The organism is Bacillus ndiopicus (assembly GCF_000612805.1).
GTDB classification, from domain to species: domain Bacteria; phylum Bacillota; class Bacilli; order Bacillales_A; family Planococcaceae; genus Metasolibacillus; species Metasolibacillus ndiopicus.
The window spans coordinates 390,868-410,085 of record NZ_HG964405.1 but is presented as its reverse complement, the minus strand read 5'-3'; the positions used below and the strand labels follow the sequence as shown (position 1 = coordinate 410,085).

Genomic DNA, 19,218 nt, shown 5'->3' with positions numbered 1-19,218 from the left:
TTCTAACTATTTTAAATATTAGCAAATTAATGACGCTAAGTCACGAGGGTAATAAGTTAGCATATCAATTCCATCCTTTGTAACAACAACCGTATCAGAATGTCTAAATCCACCTAAGCCTGGTACGTAAATGCCTGGCTCAACAGTAAATACCATGCCCTCTTCAATAACTGTTGTATCTCCTAAGTCTAAGAACGGACCTTCGTGGCCAAGAATGCCGATATTGTGTCCTGTATGGTGGCGCGTTAGCTGTGTGATGCCTTGCTCAATAAAGTATTGCTGTACAGCTTCCTCCACTTCCCTACACTCAATTCCTGGTTTAATATGTTTAAAAGCAACCTCTTGTGCCTCATACATATAGTTGAAATATTTTTCTTGATCAGCAGATGCCTCTTCCACAAACATTGTTCGCTCAAGCTCACTCTTATAACCGAAAATATCAGCTCCTGCCCCCGTTACAAGTGTGTCTCCTTTTTTTAGAATAATATTTTGTGTCACAGCATGTGGGAATGCAGATTCTGGTCCAATTTGACCACGGAAAATGGCATGTGCCGGTGAGCCATGTGGCTTATAATCCCCACCCAATGTTTCAACCATTGCAGCAGTTGCCTCTGAGGATGCGCGTGTTGTAATTTCAATTTCACTGAATCCCGCTTTTGAATATTTTTGTAGTAGGCGATGAGCCAAGTTACCCCAGCGACAAGATTCTTTTATTAATTCAATCTCATTTGCTGACTTCACATAGCGCATCTCCTCAACTAGCCATTTTAAAGATATAAATTCTTTTGCTTTGATAAATGTATCCATCGTTGGCCCACGATACCCCATCGAGGAGCCGTAACCCATGGCATCATAGCCAATTGTCTTATTTTCAAAGCTATGAGCAATAAGCACCTCTTTAAAATATTCCATTGGATGCTTGATGCCTGGATATTCAGGGTATGAATATACCTTACTAATAACGGCATATTCCTCTGCATGCTCCACCTCTAATGCAGGTACAAATAAATGAAATTCTGCTTGTGTATCAACAAATAAAGCAATCGGTCTTTCAGTTGGGTGAAAATGGAATCCTGTTAAATAAAAAATATCGGCTACTGCATAAATAACTGCCGTATCGCAGCCCTTGTCCTGCATCTTTTGTACAAACTTCCCTTGACGCTCTTTAAATTCATAGTTTGGAATTGATAAAATCATTTCTTTTCCCCCTCTAGATTATATAAATGACAAGTAGCCATATGCGTATCGGAAAATGCCACTGCACTTGGTGCTATTTGCTTACAAATATCACTAGCGAAGCGACAGCGCGGATGAAACGTACATCCACTCGGTGGATTTGCTGGGCTTGGAACATCTCCCTCTAGTACAATACGTTCCCGTTTTTCCTTTGGATGGCTAATTGGTACTGCCGATAATAATGCTTGTGTATATGGGTGTTTTGGGCTAGCAAATAATTCCTCGGTATTCGCTATTTCAACGATTCTCCCTAAATACATAACCGCAACACGGTCTGTCATATGCTGAATCACACTTAAATCATGTGATATAAATAAATATGTGAGTTGAAGCTTTTTTTGAATTTCTAGCATTAAATTAATTACCTGTGACTGCACAGAAACATCCAAAGCTGAAACAGGCTCATCAGCTACAATAAAATCCGGATTTAAAATAACTGCCCTTGCTATTCCAATACGCTGCCTTTGACCGCCAGAAAATTCATGTGGATAGCGATGTAAATGCGCTTCAGATAAACCAACAACCTTTAAAATATCAATAATTTTATTTAATCTTTCATGTGGTTCAAATTTTTTATGAACATTTAAAGGCTCCATTAAAATTTGTTGAATTGTTTTTTTAGGATTCAACGAAGCATATGGATCTTGAAACACCATTTGCATTTGACTACGAAGCTTACGCATTGTTTCATAGGATAGTTTCGCGATATTTTGTTCTTTAAATAGCACTTCCCCCGCCGTTGGTTCAGTTAATTTTAATATTGTCCTTCCGGTTGTTGATTTGCCGCAGCCCGATTCTCCTACTAGAGCAAATGTTTCACCTTTATAAATATCGAAAGAAACATCGTCAACCGCTTTTACAACAATTTTAGGCTTAAACATTCCTTGACTAATTTCAAAATACTTTTTCAAACCACTGACAGATAATAATCGTTCTTTACTCACTAAAGACACCCCCTACTGTTTCATCCAAAAGCCAGCATTTAGCTTTATGTTGTGCAACACTGAAAACAGGCGGCGCTGCTGTCAAGCAACGTTCTGTTGCAAACTCACAACGATTAGCAAAGGCACAGCCCTGTCCTAATTCGTTTGGCCTTGGTACTTGACCAGCAATTGAGTAGAGAGCCGATTTTCGTTCATTTTGGCTAGGAAGCGACTTTAGCAAGCCTTTTGTATAAGGATGTAATGGATTATCAAACAGCTCCTCCACTGAAGCTTCTTCAACAACACTCCCTGCATACATAACAACAACTCGATGACACATTTCAGCAATAACACCTAAATCGTGTGTAATAAGCATCATGCTCATATTTGTTTCAGCAATAATACGCTTTAGCAACTCTAAAATTTGCGCTTGAATTGTTACATCTAAAGCAGTTGTTGGCTCATCTGCGATTAATAATTTTGGTTCACATAAAAGCGCTAGCGAAATCATTACACGCTGTCGCATACCACCTGAAAGCTGGTGCGGATATTCATCAATAATTTGTTCCGCTCGTGGAATACCAACTTGTTTAAGCACCTCTATGATACGTTCTTTACGCTGCACCTTTGTTAAGCTTTTATGCTGCTTTAGAGGCTCCATCAGTTGCTGACCAATTGTAAATACAGGGTTTAATGATGTCATCGGCTCTTGAAAAATCATGGATACTTCGTTGCCACGTATATTTTGCAACTGCTTTTCTGACATTTTTTCAATATGCTGCTCATTGAAAATAATTTCGCCTTTTGTGATTTCGCTCGATTTTGGCGGAAGCAATCCCATAACTGCTAGCGATGTTACACTTTTGCCACAGCCTGATTCTCCCACTATTCCTAATATTTCTCCGCTCCTAACGGTAAAATTAACATTGCGTATTGGCTGAGTTATGCTTTTCCCATTTCGAAAACAAATATTCAGGTTATTTACTTCTAATAAATTCGTCATCACATCACCTACTCTACAAACTCTGGGTCTAATGTGTCTCTTAACCAATCACCAAATAAATTGACGCCTAATGCTGTTATTAAAATTGCAATACCAGGGAATGTGATTAACCACCAAGAGCTAAAGATATAGTCTTTCCCCTCACTCAGCATATTTCCCCAAGCTGGTGCAGGTGGTTGTACACCGAATCCTAAAAAGCTAATGGATGCCTCAGCAATAATATATGTAGCAATTTGCAGCGAGCCTAAAATAATAATTGGTGTTATTAAGTTCGGTAAAATATGCTTAAACAAAATATGTGAGCGCTTTACTCCTGTAGCAACACATGCTGTAATAAATTCCTTTTCCCGTATTGCCAAAACTTCACTTCGAATAACGCGGGCAAAAATTACCCAGCCACCTATTGCTAAAGAAATAATAATATTTCGTAAGCCCGTTCCCGTAATAGCACTTACAACAAGCACTAATAAAATAAATGGGAAGCTGAGCTGTACATCAACAATTCGCATTAATACAACATCAATCCATCCTCTAAAATACCCTGAGATGATGCCTACAATCGTGCCAAATGTGCCTGCAACTAATACTGTGACAAGCCCAATAATGACAGATACTCTAGCACCAACAATTATTCGTGAAAGCACATCCCTTCCTAATTGATCTGTCCCTAGTAAATGCCCTTCCGTTAAAGGAGGGAGCAATTTTTTTGTGAAATCTGTATACATAGGGTCATATGGGGCGATTTGTTTTCCGAAAATACTGATAATTATTAATAAAAAAATAATCACAAATCCTACAAAACCACTCCAATTCCCTAGTAGCTTTTTAAAAAAATTTGTAATTCGCAAGCTTTTTCTTCGTGTACTTCCTTTTACTACATTCACTTCACTCTTTGTAGTCATTACGCTCACCTACTTCACTCGAATTTGTGGATTAACGTACGCGTATAAAATATCTGCAATAAAATTGACGATTGAATAAATAAACGCAATGATAAATACGCCAGCTAATACAATTGGAAAATCACGATTTAGCAATGATTGTAATAACAACCTACCAACTCCTGGCCAAGCAAACACCATTTCCACGACAACTGCACCACCTAATAATGTACCTAAATCAAGTGCTACTAAAGTAATAATAGGGATTAATGAGTTTTTCAAGGCATATTTAAGCACTAAACTTCCTGTAGGTGCTCCAGAAGCCTTCGCTGTTCGAATATAATCTTTGCGCAATACATCAAGCATTGTAGAGCGTGTAAATCTAGTAAAGCGCGCAATACTATATGTCGCCAATGTCACACTAGGCAATATTAAGTGAACAATACTGCCACCACCACTTGATGGTAAAAGTGAAAAGCTTACAGCAAATGTATATATTAATAGCAGACCTAGCCAAAAGCTAGGGATGGCCTGCCCAACAACCGTTGCAGCAACTGCAATTCTATCAAATATTGAATTTCGTTTATACGCTGCCAAAACGCCCAGAGGAATTGATATAAGCAAAGAAATAAACAATGCGGAAAAGGCTAATTGGAATGTTGCAGGTAAGCGTGCCAAGACAAGCCCTAATGCACTTTCGCCTGAACGCAAGGACTGTCCAAAGTCCCCTTGAATCGCATTTCCAACAAATTCACCATACTGCACATACAAAGGACGATTAAATCCTAAAATTTCTCGATATTCTTCAATTTGCTCTCTTGATGTGTCTGGTGGCAAAAATAATGCTGTAGGGTCACCAGAAAGCCGAATTAGAAAAAAAACAGCCGTTAAAGCTAAAAAAACAACGATAATTACTTGTAATGAACGTTTAACGACAAAATCTAGCATAAAATCCCTCCTGTAGACAAAGTGCATTTACGACTATTTATTCATATTTACGTGGCAAGCTTACCTGGTTAACCCTTGTCCAAAGTTAACCGAGGTAAAGTTGCTTACGTTACTTTTAAGTCGCACTTTTTATTCCCAAGACATCTCAAATACTTTTATTTCTTCATCTACACGAGGCTCAAATTTCAAATCTTTACGAACAGCATATAAATCTCCTTGCTGCCATAATGGAACCCATGCAGCTGTGTCTACTAATAAATGTTGGATTTTGTTGTATGCTTCTTTACGCTTCGCATTATCGAAAATCTTCGTTGCTTCAACAATCTCTTTTTCGATTGCCTCATCATAGAAACCGCTGTATGGCGCATTTTGAGTAAATAAATCGAATATAGTAGAGTCTGGCTCAAACGCAGGTCCCCATCCTAAAATATACATATCCTTCATTTCTCGGTTTCGAATTTTTTCTAGATGAGTGCCCCATTCATTTACCTGTACATTCACCTTAATCCCGATACGTTGAAGCTGTGCGGCAATCGCCTGGGCAACCTGTGCATCCATTGGATAACGCCCATTTGGTGTATCTAAAGTCAATGTAATATCTTCTGGCGCATAACCAGCTTCTTTTAATAAAGCAATTGCTTTATCCGCATCATAGCTATAGTCTGTAGTCTCTGTGTAGTTGGAGTTGATTTTCGATAATGGACCTGTCATTTTTGTCGCATGTCCATTTAAAATTGCTGAAATTAATTCATCAACATCTACAGCATAATTAATAGCTAGACGAACTTTTTCATCCTGTAGCGGACCTTTATAGTGTGTATTTAGTGCTAAATAGTTGATTCGAGACGAAGATACTTCTGCAATTTTTGAATTGGCATCCGCCTCTACACTTTGCACTGAATCAACTGGAATATTTTTAAACAAATCAATTTCTCCGCTTAAAAATGCTGATAAACGTGAGCTGAACTCTGGGATATAGCGGAATTCTACTTGCTTAATTGACGGTGCTCCATTCCAATATTCTTCGAATGCTTCTAATTTTAAATAATTATCACGTGACCACTCTACAAATTTATAAGGCCCTGTACCAACTGGCTTTTTAGCCGCCTCATCTTTCCCAACCTCAGCAACATAGCCTGGCTCTAAAATTAATAAATCACCTGTTATACGTTCGATTAAGCCCGGGAATGGAACTGATGTACGAATTTCAACCTCTGTTGGTGAAATAACTTCTACTTCACTAATATTTGCCCAACGCGAGCGATAAAATGAGCCGTTATTTTCGTCTAATATATAATCGATACTAAATTTTACAGACTCTGCATTGAAATCCGCGCCATTATGGAATTTCACGCCCTCTTTTACAGTTATTCTCCATGTCAACTCATCAAGACTTTCCCAAGATTCAGCTAAAAAAGGGATGTACTTACCTGTTTTACTATCTCGCGTAATCAATGGGTCATATATATTACGAATTTGTGCATCTGTTGCATAGTTCACATCTGTATTAGCAATTAATGTTCCCGCATCTGCTTCAAATCCGATAACGATACTATCTTTCTTACTTTCTACTTTATTACCTGAAGAGTTTGTTGTGGAATCGGTATTATTAGATTTTCCAGGTTGCTCTGAAGTGCCTTCTGTACATGCAGTTAAAATAAATAAAACAACAAGTAAAAAAATGGGTAATACATATTTTTTCATTCTCATGCCCTCCCTATTCAAGCTGTTTCTTCAAAATTCTTTCTATAACTTTCATCGCTTCTAATAAATCGATTGCCTCTGCATCTGTTACGTTTTCTACAATATTCCCTACCACATTACTTGCTTCAGATGCTAAATAATTTAAAACATCCTCCCCTTCTTTTGTTAAAAAAAGTATTTGAACTCGTTTATCTTGCTCATACACTTTTTTATTGACTAGTGAATTTTTTGATAGCTTGCTTAAAGCTTTGCTAATAGTACTTTTATCCAACTGAAAATATTCAGATAAATAACTTGCGGTACAATCTTCGGTATTTTTAATTTCATACAAAATCATCGCTTCTGTTGCAGAATATTTACTTGAGCTGTTATATAGATTAAATATCCCAATTGCTCTTGTATAAAAACGATTAAAATGCTTTACATCCTCTATTAATTGAATTTTCATAATCTTTAAATTTCCTTTCCTATACGATAGTGAAATTAGTTGAATATGTCAACTAATTTTTTTAACATTTTTATTTTGCACCCTCCGTTTTAAGTAAAAACATCACTTCTTTGTCTTTTTTTCATTATAAAACTCCAATTCTACTAATATTTTTTACACTTCATTTCCATTTCCATATAATATAGTAACATCACACCATAAATTGTAATGTAACGCTCACCTACAAACCACCTATTATATCAAAGTTTAAAATTAATATTAAATGGCGGAGATTATTGGTAAGGTTTTTGGATAATATAAAAATAAATTACAGAAAACCGCAAATTTCATTATGATATAGTTGGCGATATGATGAAATTATCTTGAGAGTAAAATAATTAAAAGGATTTAAGGAGGTCTATCATGAAAGTCTATTCTGTAAAAGTGTTGCTGGAATCTATAGTCATACCCAACCAAGACGGAGGTAAAACATTTGAAGAAACAATTCGTTTAATTAAGGCAACAAGTAAAGATGAAATTGAACAAAAAGTACGTGATTATTTTGTGGATGAAACATATGAAAATGCGCTAGGTGGACAAACGACTTGGCGTTTTGTCACGATTTTAGATATATTCGTATTAGTTGATGACTTTGAGGAGGACATAGATTTCAAAGAAGTGTACAGCCGCTTTTTACCATTTGAAGGGGCAATTACAGCCAGCGAAGTGATTGAGCTATATTCTCTTGATAAATAAAGGAAAAATTAAAATTTCTGAAGATGGTCATTTTGTTTCACAGGCGGATAATCCCTTCATTCAAAATTTCGAGGATATGTCAAAGCCGATGTTTAAACTGGAAGTCGAAAAGCTTATCGATATGAAAAATTGAATAGAAATAAAACGCATAAAATCAAGTTTTCACGACTTGATTCCATGCGTTCTTTTTTAATAATTGAAATTCAAACTTAGTCATTCACGCGCGCAATATGAATATCTTTAACGATTGTGTTGATAACCCAGCTTGCTGCGATTAAGCCAGCTACAGATGGCACAAAGGCGTTCGATGCTGGTGGCATTTTTGCTTTGCGGATTGTGGCATCGGGCTTGCCAACATGCTGTACAACATCTTCACGTACAACAACTGGTGATTCATCTGAAAAGACAACCATTACACCTTTTTTAATTCCCTCTTTACGTAGCTTAGTGCGAATTACTTTCGCTAATGGATCTGTGTGTGTTTTTGAAATATCTGCAATTTGGAAGCGTGTAGGGTCCATTTTATTAGCTGCACCCATGCTCGAAATAATTGGGATATTGCGCTTTAAGCATTCTTTCATTAAATGAATTTTATACATCACTGTATCACTTGCATCAATAACATAGTCGATGCCTTGTGCGAAAAATTGTTCATATGTTTCTTCTGTATAGAACATATGCATATCAATTACTTCACATTCAGGGTTAATATCTGCGATGCGTTCTTTCATCACCGCTGATTTTGATTTGCCAACTGTTGATAAATAAGCAACTAATTGACGATTTACATTTGTAATATCAACATTGTCCTTATCAACTAAAATAATGCGTCCAATACCGCTTCTAGCACATGCCTCCGCTGCAAAGGAGCCTACGCCACCTACCCCTAAAATAGCAACTGTCGTATTTTTTAAAAGTGCTAATCCTTCACTACCTATAGCAAGCTCATTGCGTGAAAATTGGTGTAACATGTTTCTCACTCCGTTATTTTATATTTATTCTGTACAAAGAAATAGAGAGGAATTGTCCATCCCTCTCCATCATTATTATTCCGAGTACTATACTTAGAAAAGATGAATACTTGAAAAATATATACAAAAAAACGCAATTAGGCAAGTGAAATATTTAAATCTGTTAAAACTAGTACATTTGCATGTTGCTGTAATGCTGTAATTGGAGAATCAACAGTTGCTTCACCTTGCAATAGAGATTCCAATGCTGCACGTTTTTTCTCACCAACCGCTATGACAAGTACTTCTTTTGCTTGTAAAATGTTATCAATACCCATCGTAATTGCTTTCGTAGGTACTTCATCAATCGAATCGAAGAAGCGAGCATTTGCTTGACGAGTTGATTCCGTTAATGTAACAACATGTGTTTTTTCAGAGAATGCTGTGCCTGGTTCATTGAAACCAATATGCCCATTCTCTCCAACACCTAGCAGTTGTACATCGATTGGATGTTTCGCTAGCAACTCATTGTAATGCTGTGCCTCTAATTCTGCATCCTCAGCTAAACCATTTGGAAGATAGCTTTTATGAAATGGTTTTTGCTCAAAAAGCTCCTTCTGCATATATGTAAAGTAACTTTCTGGATGTGTGATTGGTAAGCCGATATATTCGTCTAAATTAAAGCTTGTACAACTTGAAAAATCTACATCACTCTGACGTAAATTTTTATAAAGGGGCTGCATCGTTCCACCTGTTGCTAAGCCGAAAGTTTTTGCACCATCCTTTACTTTTTGTTGTAAAAATTGTGCTGCAAAGTCGTATAGCTCATTTATATTTTCAAATGTTTTCAGCTGTAATGCCACAAATATTTCCCCCTTAATTATTGTACACTTGTTTAGCCCAGTCTTTTACTTGCTCCGCAGACTCGCAGGCTAAAAGCTCATCTACTTGCTGCTGCAGTGCTTTTTTATTTAATTTTGATAAATTTTCTCTAGTACGTAAAACTGCACTCGCACTCATTGATAACTCATCCAATCCTAATGCTAGCAAGATTGGTAAAGCTAATTGCTCGCCAGCCATTTCGCCGCACATACCTGTCCAAATACCATGCTTGCGAGCGCTTGAAGCTACTTGCTCAATTAAGCGAATGATAGCTGGATGGAATGGCTCATATAAATAGGCAAGCGATTCATTCATACGGTCAGCTGCAAATGTATATTGAATTAAATCATTTGTACCGATTGAGAAGAAATCAACCTCACGTGCCAAAACATCTGCTAAAATTGCTGCTGAAGGTACTTCAATCATAATACCAACTTCATATTCACCAATAGCAACACCTTCGTTTACTAATGCGTCATGCTGCTTTTGCAAAACATCTTTCGCTTGACGTAGTTCCTGAATTGTCGCAATCATTGGGAACATAATTTTTAAATTACCATACTGGCTTGCACGTAACAACGCACGTAGTTGTGTAACAAAAATTTCTTCATTTGCTAAAGAAAGGCGAATCGCACGTTGTCCTAAAAATGGATTTTCCTCTTTAGGTAACTGCCAATATTCTAAATGCTTGTCGCCGCCGATATCCAGTGTACGCACAACAACCGGCTTGTTGTTCATTTTCTCAAGCACTGCTTTATAAAGTTCGAATTGCTGCTCTTCTGTTGGTAATGAAGTGCTATCCATGTATAAAAATTCCGTACGGAATAAACCTACACCGTCTGCTCCAATTTTTAAAACAGCCTCTACATCTTGCACGCTTCCGATGTTCGCCGCAAGCTCAACATGCACACCGTCTTTTGTTATGCTTTCTTTATTTGCAAATTGTTGTAGTTGCTTTTCGCGTTCTGCTTGCGCAGTCATACGCTCTTTAGCTTCGCGCTGCGTTTCTTCTGATGGATTGATGATTAATTGGCCTGAAGTTCCATCCAATAGCACCATCTCGCCATGCTCAATTGATTCTGCTTCCTTTACACCAACAACAGCCGGAATTTGCAATGTTCTTGCTAAAATCGCCGTATGTGATGTACGTCCACCAATCGTTGTAATAAAGCCTTTTACATATTGCTTGTTTAATTGTGCAGTCACAGATGGCGATAAATCGTAAGCAATTAATACGACTTCTTCATCTATTTGCGATACATCAGGTAATACTTTACCTAGTAAACAAGCTAAAATGCGACGCGCTACGTCCTCAATATCCGCTGCACGTTGGCGCATGTATTCGTTATCCATTTGTAGGAATAAATCGATAAATTGTTGCGCTACTTTTTCTAATGCTTTTTCAGCCTGTATATGCTGATCAATTTCTCCTTCGATAGCTGCATGAAAATCAGGATCTTGTAAAACGAGTAAATGGGCAGAAAAAATTTCTGCCTCCTCTTCACCAACCATCGAGATGGCATAATCACGAATTTTCTCTAGCTGCGTTTTTGCATTTGCAATAGCATCATGAAAGCGTTTTTTCTCTGATGAAGACTCCACAACATCATGCTCGATAATTGCTAAGTCAGGCTCTGCTAAACGGTATGCTTTCGCAACAGCTAGTCCTTCTGAAACAGCGATTCCTTGCAATTGTCTCATCATTGACCAATACCTTGTGATTTGATAACTTCTTCAACTTTTGCAAGTGCTGCCGCTGCATCATCGCCTTCAGCCTTTATCGTAATAGCACCACCAGACGGAATAGCAAGTGCCATAACACCCATAATTGATTTTAAATTCGCATCACGACCATTATAAGAAATTGTAACATTTGATTGGAATGCAGCAACTCCTTGTACTAATAATGTACATGGACGAGCATGTAATCCTTCTGCTGCTGTAATTGTGAAAGTTTTTTCCATAATAAATTCCTCCTAATTAAATGTAATTCTGTTTTCAAACTGTTTGCAGTACTTGTCGTTTTTAGAAGATGACTGATTAATATTGTTACTAACAAAAACAGGTGCTTCTTGCTGCACTGCTAAAAGTTGCTCAATAACCATACTGACGAGTGCGTTGAGCATTGTTGCACCAACTATAGTAGAACTTGCTCCATATTGATAGTCATCGCTTTTTAATACACCATCCCCAACTGGTACGGACGTATTTAAAACGATATCTACAATCTGCTCTAAACGTTTGCCACTACTATGTGTGCTTTCCTGTTTAGTATAGCATAACGATTGCAAAGAAATCACAAATGCTCCCTGTTCTTTTGCCTCGAATGCCATTTCAATAGGTGCAGCATTGCGACCTGAGGTAGATATAATAATAACCGTATCTTCAGGTCGAATATCAAGCAAGTGTCGATGCGCTGGTACAACACCTTCTGTTCTTTCGTTGTGAGAAGATGTTCTCGGGCCCGCTGCAAGCATTAACGGCTCAAGATATATCGGTTTCACTGGCACTAACCCACCAGCACGATAAAACAGCTCCTCCGCTAGCAAAAAGGAGTGTCCTGCACCGAATAATTGTATAATACCACCTTTTGCAATTTTTGTTGCAATGATTTCAGCAACTTCTTTTAACTGTTCTTCCTGTTGCTCTATTTTACCTAGCAACTGCTGAATATTTTTAAAATATTGATGCATTTTCTCACCCCGCAATCCTAAGTAATTATCTAACATTTTAGCGCTTTCGTCGATTAAATGAAACTGCTTAGGGCTGCCAGGAAAGTAGGCAAGCACCTACATTTCCCGACAGCCCGTGTTTGCTTTAACCAACTAAATCTTTATGGCATAGTTCATTACTAATCAATTACTTCCTACCACTGCTAGAGTAAGCGATTTTACCGTTAACAATCGTATATTGCACTTGTAAATTTTTATCAACTATCACTAAATCTGCGTCATTTCCAGCCTTAATATACCCTTTTTGTGATAAACCCAACTGTTTCGCCGCATTGAATGATGACATTTGAGCGAGCTCTTTCCAAGAAGCACCTGTTGCCTGTTGCATATTGCGCACTGCATCATTCATTTTTAAAATACTTCCGGCAAGTGCACCGCTTGCTAAATGAGCACCAGCCTCCGTTACGTTTACTTCTTGTCCACCTAAATCATATTTTCCATATGCAAGCCCTTTTGCGCGCATCGCATCTGTAATTAGAATAATTTTTTCTGGCCCTTTTAAACGATATGCTAAATTGACCATTTCAGGGTGTATATGAATGAAATCAACGATCATTTCAACATAAACATTCTTTTCTAATAAAACAGTACCTACAACCCCAGGCTCTCTATGGTGCATTGCCCTCATTTGATTATATAAATGCGTGCCTTGTGTAACACCATTTGTTACCGCTTCTTTTGCTTCCTTTGCTGTAGCATTTGAATGACCGATTGAAACAATTACACCTAATTCTTTTGCATATTGGACAAGTTCCATTCCTTCTTCCGGCGCAATCGTCATTTGCATAATTTTGTTTCCACTTAATTCATGCCAACGTTGATATTTTTCAATCGATGGTGGTTGGATATGCTCTATTGGTTGAGCACCTGCACATTGCGCTGAAATAAATGGTCCTTCTAAATGAACGCCCAATAAATTGGCCTCTCCAGCATCTTGTTTAAATGCTGCTACGTTTTGCAATGCTGCTTCAATTGCCTCTTCACTTTGCGTCATCGTCGTAGCTAAAAAACTTGTCGTTCCTTCTGCTACGAGCGCAGCAGCAAATTGATGGAGCGACGTTTCTGTCGCATCCATCGTATCAACGCCATCCGCTCCATGAATATGCATATCAATAAAGCCTGGTAAGCAATAATACCCTGCACAATTTATTCCTGTACCATTTTGGTTATTTTCGGTTACAGCTGCAATTTGTGCCCCTTCAATTGTTACATTACAATTTTCAGTTAGACCATCATAATTGACAACTGTAACATTTTTCAAAATTAATGGCTCCGTCATAATTATCAGTCCTTAATTAATTTCAATATTAATTGCGTCCCCATTTCGTAAATTACCACTTTGTTTTACTTTGATTTCTTTGCCTTGTAAATTTGTAAACACTACTGGTGTCACAATTGATGGTGCTGCTGCACTTACTGATTGTAAGTCAACTTTTAATAGCAAGTCACCTTTTTTCACAGATTGACCTTGCTCAACTAATACTTCAAAGCCTTCACCATTTAATTTTACAGTGTCTAAACCAACGTGAATTAAAATTTCTGTGCCATCTTCTGCCATTAAGCCAATTGCATGCTTCGTTGGGAATACCATAGCAATCTCACCATTTACCGGTGAAACAAAGACACCATCAGTAGGATTTATTGCGAAACCAGGTCCCATCATGCCAGTAGAGAACACTTGATCTGGTACTGCTGTTAATGGCAATAACTCACCTGTTGCAGGCATCGCTACATTCAAAGCACCATTTAATGAAGTATTTTGCTCTTCTTCAGTTGACATAACAGCTTCATTTTTTAATGGTGGATGACCTTGCTTTAATCTGCCTCTTATGGCATCACCTAAAAACTCTACAGAAGGACCAATAACAACTTGTGCAGCTGTTTTGTTCATACGCATTACGCCTCTCGCTCCGTAGCGTTTCAATAACGCTTCATCAATTACAGTAGTATCCTTTAATGACATACGTAAACGTGTTGCACAATAATCAACTTCATTAATATTCGATGGACCGCCTAGTCCTTCAATCATATAAAATGCTTTTGTATCTAATACTTCATCTGCTGAGCCAGAAAGCTCTGCTTCTTCATCCTCATCATCTTCACGCCCAGGTGTTTTTAAATTCAAGGCTTTGATTAAGAAGTAGAACACAAAGAAGTAAATAACTGCAAATACTAAACCTACTCCAAAGAGTAATACCGGCTTTGTCGCAATACCAAAGTTTAATAAATAATCAATTAACCCTGCAGAGAAGCCAAAGCCATGTAATATTCCTAATGATTCTGTAATATATAAAGAGATACCCGTTAACACTGCGTGTACCCCATATAGAACAGGTGATAAGAACATAAATGTAAATTCAATCGGCTCAGTTACCCCTGTTATAAATGCTGTTAGTGCAATCGACAATAACATACCACCTACAGCTGCACGCTTTTCCTTTTTCGCTGCAAAATACATCGCTAAACACGCTGATGGTAAACCGAACATCATAATTGGGAAGAAACCTGCTAAAAACGTTCCTGCTGTTGGATCGCCTTTTAAGAAACGATTAATTTCCCCATGTGCAACTTCGCCAGCAGCATTTGTAAATGTACCAAAATCAAACCATACAATCGTGTTGATAACATGGTGTAGACCTACTGGAATTAACAGTCGGTTTAATAATCCATAGACACCTACGCCTAGACCGCCTGCACCAAGTACCCAATCACCTAAACTATCTATAACACCTTGCACAGGTGGCCAAACGACACCGAATACAAAGACAAGTGCAGTCATAATAATGGAAGTAATAATCGGTACGAAGCGCCTTCCACCAAAGAACGATAGCCATTCAGGGAATTTTACATTATAAAATTTATTGTAAAGTAGGCCTGCAATAACCCCTGAAATAATTCCGCCGAACACGCTCATATTAATCGTTTCGTCATATGCCTTTAAGCCATTTGTTAATACAAGATAAGCAATCGCCCCTGCAAGTGCTGCACCCCCACTAGTATCAAAGGCAAACCCCATCGCAATACCGATGGCAAAAATAATAGGTAAATTACCTAAAATACCGTCACCAGCTGCGGCGATAACAGGTAAATTTAGCATATCCTCTTGCCCAAAACGAACAAGCAATGCTGCCGCTGGTAAAGTGGCAATCGGAAACATTAATGATTTACCTATTTTTTGTAAAAAAGCCAACATTTAATAATCCCCCTTTAATTTTAAACTTTGGACTAGTTGTCTATACAAGTATACATAAAATGAAAACGCTTTTCTAGACTATTTTAAAAAGAAGTTACTAAAATATGAGGTTACCAACTAGTCAAAAAAAAACGAATCCCGAATGTGCCGTCATGTTGATAAAAGCTTTGAACCCGCTCTCTAGCAGGTGGGTGCCCGCTTCACTACATTAAACGTCCCGCTATTATAGGGGGCATGTTTGCCGCCAGCGAAATAAAGGCTCCCATTCATTTAATGTTCGGTCAAAACATAAATTAACAACTCACAACAAACACTTCAGGATTCGTATTAAACATATTCTAGCATAAATAATCTGAATATTCAAGTTAATGTAAGTAAGATTTTTTTATAGGTTTAAATATTTATAAAGTAAAAACGCTTGAGAACAAGGTGAGAAACCTTAATCCCAAGCGCTTTTTTATTACTTTTCCTTGCTTGCCGTTACGGCTAAATGAAGCTCTGTTAGTTGTGCATCGGCAACTTGTGATGGAGCATCTGTTAATAAACAGCTTGCTGATGCCGTTTTCGGGAAGGCGATTGTATCGCGTAAGTTTGTGCGACCCGCTAGTAACATAACGAAACGGTCAAGACCGAATGCCAAGCCACCATGTGGAGGAACGCCATATTCAAACGCTTCTAATAAGAAGCCGAATTGCGCATGCGCCTCTTCTTGTGTAAAGCCTAGTAATTCAAACATTTTTTCCTGTAAGTCACGTTCGTAAATACGTAATGAACCGCCACCTAGCTCATAGCCGTTTAATACAATATCATATGCTTGTGCACGCACTGCTTGCGGATTTGATTCCATTAATGCAAGATCTTCATCGAACGGGCGAGTGAATGGATGGTGCGCTGCATAATAGCGCCCTTCTTCTTCATCGTATTCAAATAATGGCCAGTCAACAACCCATAAAAACGCGAATTGCGATTCGTCAATTAAATTTAATTCCTTACCTAATTTTAAACGTAACGCACCAAGTGCATCTGCTACAACTGATGCTTTATCCGCTACGAATAATAATAAGTCACCAGCTTCCGCTTCAGTTGCTTCTATAATAGCTGTTGCTGCTCCCCCTTCAAAGAATTTAGCAATCGGGCCATTTAAGCCTTCTGCAGTTACTTTTAACCATGCAAGGCCTTTTGCACCGTAGCGTCCAGCAAATTCGCCTAATGCATCAATATCCTTACGTGAATAGTTGTCTGCGGCACCTTTGACATTTATCGCTTTTACTTCTCCGCCTGCTTTAACCGCATTTGCAAAAACACCGAAAGCTGAATCTTTAACAATATCTGATAACTGCTTTAATTCTAAGCCAAAGCGTACATCTGGTTTATCCGAGCCGTAGCGTGCCATTGCTTCTTGATAGCTCATGCGTTGGAATGGAGCTTCCACTTCCACACCTTTGACATCACGCATTACTTGTTGGATTAAACGCTCATTCATCGCGATAATTTCATCCATCGTCATAAAGGATGTTTCAATATCGACTTGTGTAAACTCTGGTTGGCGGTCTGCTCGTAAATCTTCATCGCGGAAACAACGTGCAATTTGGAAATATTTTTCGAAGCCTGACACCATTAATAATTGTTTAAATAATTGTGGTGACTGTGGCAATGCGTAAAATTCACCTTCATGTACACGAGAAGGTACTAAATAGTCACGTGCGCCTTCTGGTGTTGATTTTGTTAAAATAGGTGTTTCTACTTCTAAAAATCCTTCATTTTGTAAAAAGTTGCGAACAGTACGAGTTACGTCTGAGCGCATTTTAAATGTATCGAACATCACAGGGCGACGTAAGTCTAAGTAGCGATATTTTAAACGTAAATCCTCTGAAATCTCTACCTTATCGTCTATAGCAAATGGGGGTGTTTTTGCTTCATTAATAATTGTTAATGAAGAAGCAATGACTTCAATTTTTCCCGTTTTAATATTTGAATTGATTTGCCCTTCTTGACGAAGAACTACCTTCCCTGTTACTTCAATAACGAATTCACTACGAATTTTTTCTGCTACTGCAAGTGCTTCAGGTGCCTCGTCGCCAAATACCACTTGGACAATTCCTGTACGATCACGCATATCAACGAAAATTAATCCGCCTAAGTCGCGACGTTTTTGTACCCAGCCTTTTAATACTATTTCTTGACCTTGGTGCTGTTCATATACTTCACCACAAGCATGTGTTCTTTGTGCCATTGTTTTCTCCTCCAAAATCATTTCTGCTCTAATAGATAGTTCACTAAATCATGGAAAGCGACTTTTTGCTGATTACCTGTTTCCATCGTTTTTACATTAACAGCTGCTTCTGCAAGTTCTGTTTCACCTAAAACAAGTACAAATTTTGCTCCTAAACGGTCTGCCGCTTTCATTTGCGCTTTCATTTTACGGTCGCTGTAATCCATATCTGCTGAGATACCTTTTGCGCGGAAAGAGCTAATCAACTCTGCTGCCTTTACCTTCGCTTCATCATCAAGCGCTACAACAAATATATCAAGCGCATCATTGACATTTAATTCTACATCCTCTGCTTCAAGTGCTAATAATAAGCGTTCGATTGAAAGTGCGAAACCAATGCCTGGCATATCTGGACCACCAATTTCTTCAACTAATCCATTGTAGCGACCACCACCACAAAGTGTAGTAATTGCACCAAAGCCGGCTGCTGTTGACATAATTTCAAATGTTGTGTGATTGTAGTAATCAAGACCACGTACTAAATTTGGATCAATTTCATAGGCAATCCCAAGTGTATCTAGATAATTTTTCACTTTGGCAAAATACGTTGCTGAGTCTGATGTTAAATAATTAGTCAACGCTGGTGCTGTTGCCATTAACGGGTGCTCACGATCTACTTTACAATCCAAAATACGTAGCGGATTTTTTTCTAAGCGCTTTTGACAGTCTGAGCAAAACTCACCAATGCTTGGCTTAAAGTGCTCTATCAATGCTTGACGGTGTGCATCTCGCGTTTCTTTATCCCCTAAAGAGTTAAGCACGAGCTTTATATCCTTTAATCCTGCAGTGCTGTAGATATCCATTGCTAATGCAATTACTTCCGCATCTATTGCTGGATCAGCAGAACCAATTGCCTCTACACCAAATTGCACGAATTGACGATAACGCCCCGCTTGTTGACGCTCATAGCGGAACATTGGTCCCATATACGAAAGCTTCACTGGTTGATCTGGCTGACCAAACATTTTATGCTCAACATAAGAGCGTACTGCAGAAGCTGTCCCTTCTGGTCGAAGCGTTAAAGAACGCCCTCCGCGATCCTCAAATGTATACATTTCTTTTTGTACGATATCCGTTGTATCACCAACACCACGTTGGAACAGCTCTGTTGACTCAAACATCGGTGTACGAAGCTCTTTATAGCGATAAACCCGACATAATTCACGAATTTTGTCTTCAATTAGCTGCCATTTTTCAGATTGTCCTGGCAAAATATCTTGTGTTCCTCTAGGTACTTTAAAGCTCACAATAAGCTCCCCTTTCTTTTAAGAAAATCAATTACACTTAGCTAATGCTAAGCCCAATTTTTCC

At 38.2% G+C, this 19,218-nt stretch carries 17 protein-coding genes and 1 other RNA gene; 1 reads left to right on the top strand and 17 read right to left on the bottom strand.

From position 1 onward, the window contains the following. Positions 1-18: 18 nt before the first annotated feature. The 7 genes from TY13_RS10235 to TY13_RS10205 all read right to left on the bottom strand — a co-directional run bounded on the left by TY13_RS10235 (position 19) and on the right by TY13_RS10205 (position 7,143). Positions 19-1,197 carry a M24 family metallopeptidase gene (locus TY13_RS10235; protein ID WP_042475147.1) on the bottom strand — a complete coding sequence of 393 codons (1,179 nt, stop codon included), beginning with the start codon at positions 1,195-1,197 and terminating at the stop codon, positions 19-21. Then, positions 1,194-2,117: an ABC transporter ATP-binding protein gene (locus tag TY13_RS10230; protein WP_042475846.1), complete on the bottom strand. Its 924-nt coding sequence runs from the start codon at positions 2,115-2,117 to the stop codon at positions 1,194-1,196. Before TY13_RS10230 ends, TY13_RS10235 begins: the two co-directional genes overlap by 4 nt. Before the next feature lie 55 nt (positions 2,118-2,172). Then, positions 2,173-3,162 (bottom strand): ABC transporter ATP-binding protein, encoded by a 990-nt coding sequence (locus tag TY13_RS10225; protein WP_042475144.1) that lies wholly within the window; start codon positions 3,160-3,162, stop codon positions 2,173-2,175. An 8-nt stretch (positions 3,163-3,170) separates the two neighbouring features. Then, positions 3,171-4,064 (bottom strand): ABC transporter permease, encoded by an 894-nt coding sequence (locus TY13_RS10220; protein ID WP_042475143.1) that lies wholly within the window; start codon positions 4,062-4,064, stop codon positions 3,171-3,173. Between the two features lie 9 nt (positions 4,065-4,073). Next, positions 4,074-4,991, bottom strand: a complete 918-nt coding sequence (locus tag TY13_RS10215; protein ID WP_042475140.1) for an ABC transporter permease — start codon at positions 4,989-4,991, stop codon at positions 4,074-4,076. A 129-nt stretch (positions 4,992-5,120) separates the two neighbouring features. Then, entirely contained in the window at positions 5,121-6,695 is a 1,575-nt protein-coding gene (locus tag TY13_RS10210) for an ABC transporter substrate-binding protein (protein ID WP_042475138.1), read from the bottom strand. Between the two features lie 13 nt (positions 6,696-6,708). After that, positions 6,709-7,143 (bottom strand): MarR family winged helix-turn-helix transcriptional regulator, encoded by a 435-nt coding sequence (locus TY13_RS10205; RefSeq protein WP_042475136.1) that lies wholly within the window; start codon positions 7,141-7,143, stop codon positions 6,709-6,711. A 402-nt stretch (positions 7,144-7,545) separates the two neighbouring features. Between TY13_RS10205 and TY13_RS10200 the strand changes: the two genes are divergently transcribed. After that, positions 7,546-7,878: a DUF4288 domain-containing protein gene (locus TY13_RS10200; protein WP_052344298.1), complete on the top strand. Its 333-nt coding sequence runs from the start codon at positions 7,546-7,548 to the stop codon at positions 7,876-7,878. A 209-nt stretch (positions 7,879-8,087) separates the two neighbouring features. On the opposite strand, the gene TY13_RS10195 is transcribed toward TY13_RS10200, so the two are convergent. The 10 genes from TY13_RS10195 to hisS form a co-directional block, all read right to left on the bottom strand. Beyond that, positions 8,088-8,849 (bottom strand): tRNA threonylcarbamoyladenosine dehydratase, encoded by a 762-nt coding sequence (locus TY13_RS10195; protein WP_042475131.1) that lies wholly within the window; start codon positions 8,847-8,849, stop codon positions 8,088-8,090. A 137-nt stretch (positions 8,850-8,986) separates the two neighbouring features. After that, entirely contained in the window at positions 8,987-9,691 is a 705-nt protein-coding gene (locus tag TY13_RS10190) for a glucosamine-6-phosphate deaminase (protein ID WP_042475130.1), read from the bottom strand. Positions 9,692-9,704: 13 nt separating this feature from the next. Then, positions 9,705-11,411, bottom strand: coding sequence for a phosphoenolpyruvate--protein phosphotransferase (ptsP, locus tag TY13_RS10185; RefSeq protein ID WP_081796975.1), 1,707 nt, complete (start codon positions 11,409-11,411; stop codon positions 9,705-9,707). Next, on the bottom strand, positions 11,411-11,674 hold the full coding sequence (locus tag TY13_RS10180) for an HPr family phosphocarrier protein (RefSeq protein WP_154661580.1): 264 nt from the start codon (positions 11,672-11,674) through the stop codon (positions 11,411-11,413). The genes ptsP and TY13_RS10180 overlap by 1 nt, the downstream gene beginning before the upstream one ends. A 12-nt stretch (positions 11,675-11,686) precedes the next feature. Next, the gene (locus TY13_RS10175) at positions 11,687-12,403 is read right to left on the bottom strand and encodes a sugar isomerase domain-containing protein (protein WP_042475844.1); all 717 of its coding nucleotides are present in this window, start codon (positions 12,401-12,403) and stop codon (positions 11,687-11,689) included. A 166-nt stretch (positions 12,404-12,569) separates the two neighbouring features. Further along, positions 12,570-13,721 carry an N-acetylglucosamine-6-phosphate deacetylase gene (gene nagA / locus TY13_RS10170; RefSeq protein WP_042475122.1) on the bottom strand — a complete coding sequence of 384 codons (1,152 nt, stop codon included), beginning with the start codon at positions 13,719-13,721 and terminating at the stop codon, positions 12,570-12,572. A gap of 12 nt (positions 13,722-13,733) precedes the next feature. Then, complete coding sequence (gene nagE, locus TY13_RS10165; protein WP_042475120.1) at positions 13,734-15,635, bottom strand: N-acetylglucosamine-specific PTS transporter subunit IIBC; 1,902 nt, start codon at positions 15,633-15,635, stop codon at positions 13,734-13,736. A 131-nt stretch (positions 15,636-15,766) separates the two neighbouring features. After that, positions 15,767-15,960, bottom strand: a non-coding RNA gene (gene ssrS / locus TY13_RS20155) — 6S RNA. Between the two features lie 135 nt (positions 15,961-16,095). Beyond that, entirely contained in the window at positions 16,096-17,868 is a 1,773-nt protein-coding gene (gene aspS / locus TY13_RS10160) for an aspartate--tRNA ligase (protein ID WP_042475119.1), read from the bottom strand. A 17-nt stretch (positions 17,869-17,885) separates the two neighbouring features. After that, the gene (hisS, locus tag TY13_RS10155) at positions 17,886-19,154 is read right to left on the bottom strand and encodes a histidine--tRNA ligase (protein WP_042475117.1); all 1,269 of its coding nucleotides are present in this window, start codon (positions 19,152-19,154) and stop codon (positions 17,886-17,888) included. Between the last annotated feature and the right edge of the window lie 64 nt (positions 19,155-19,218).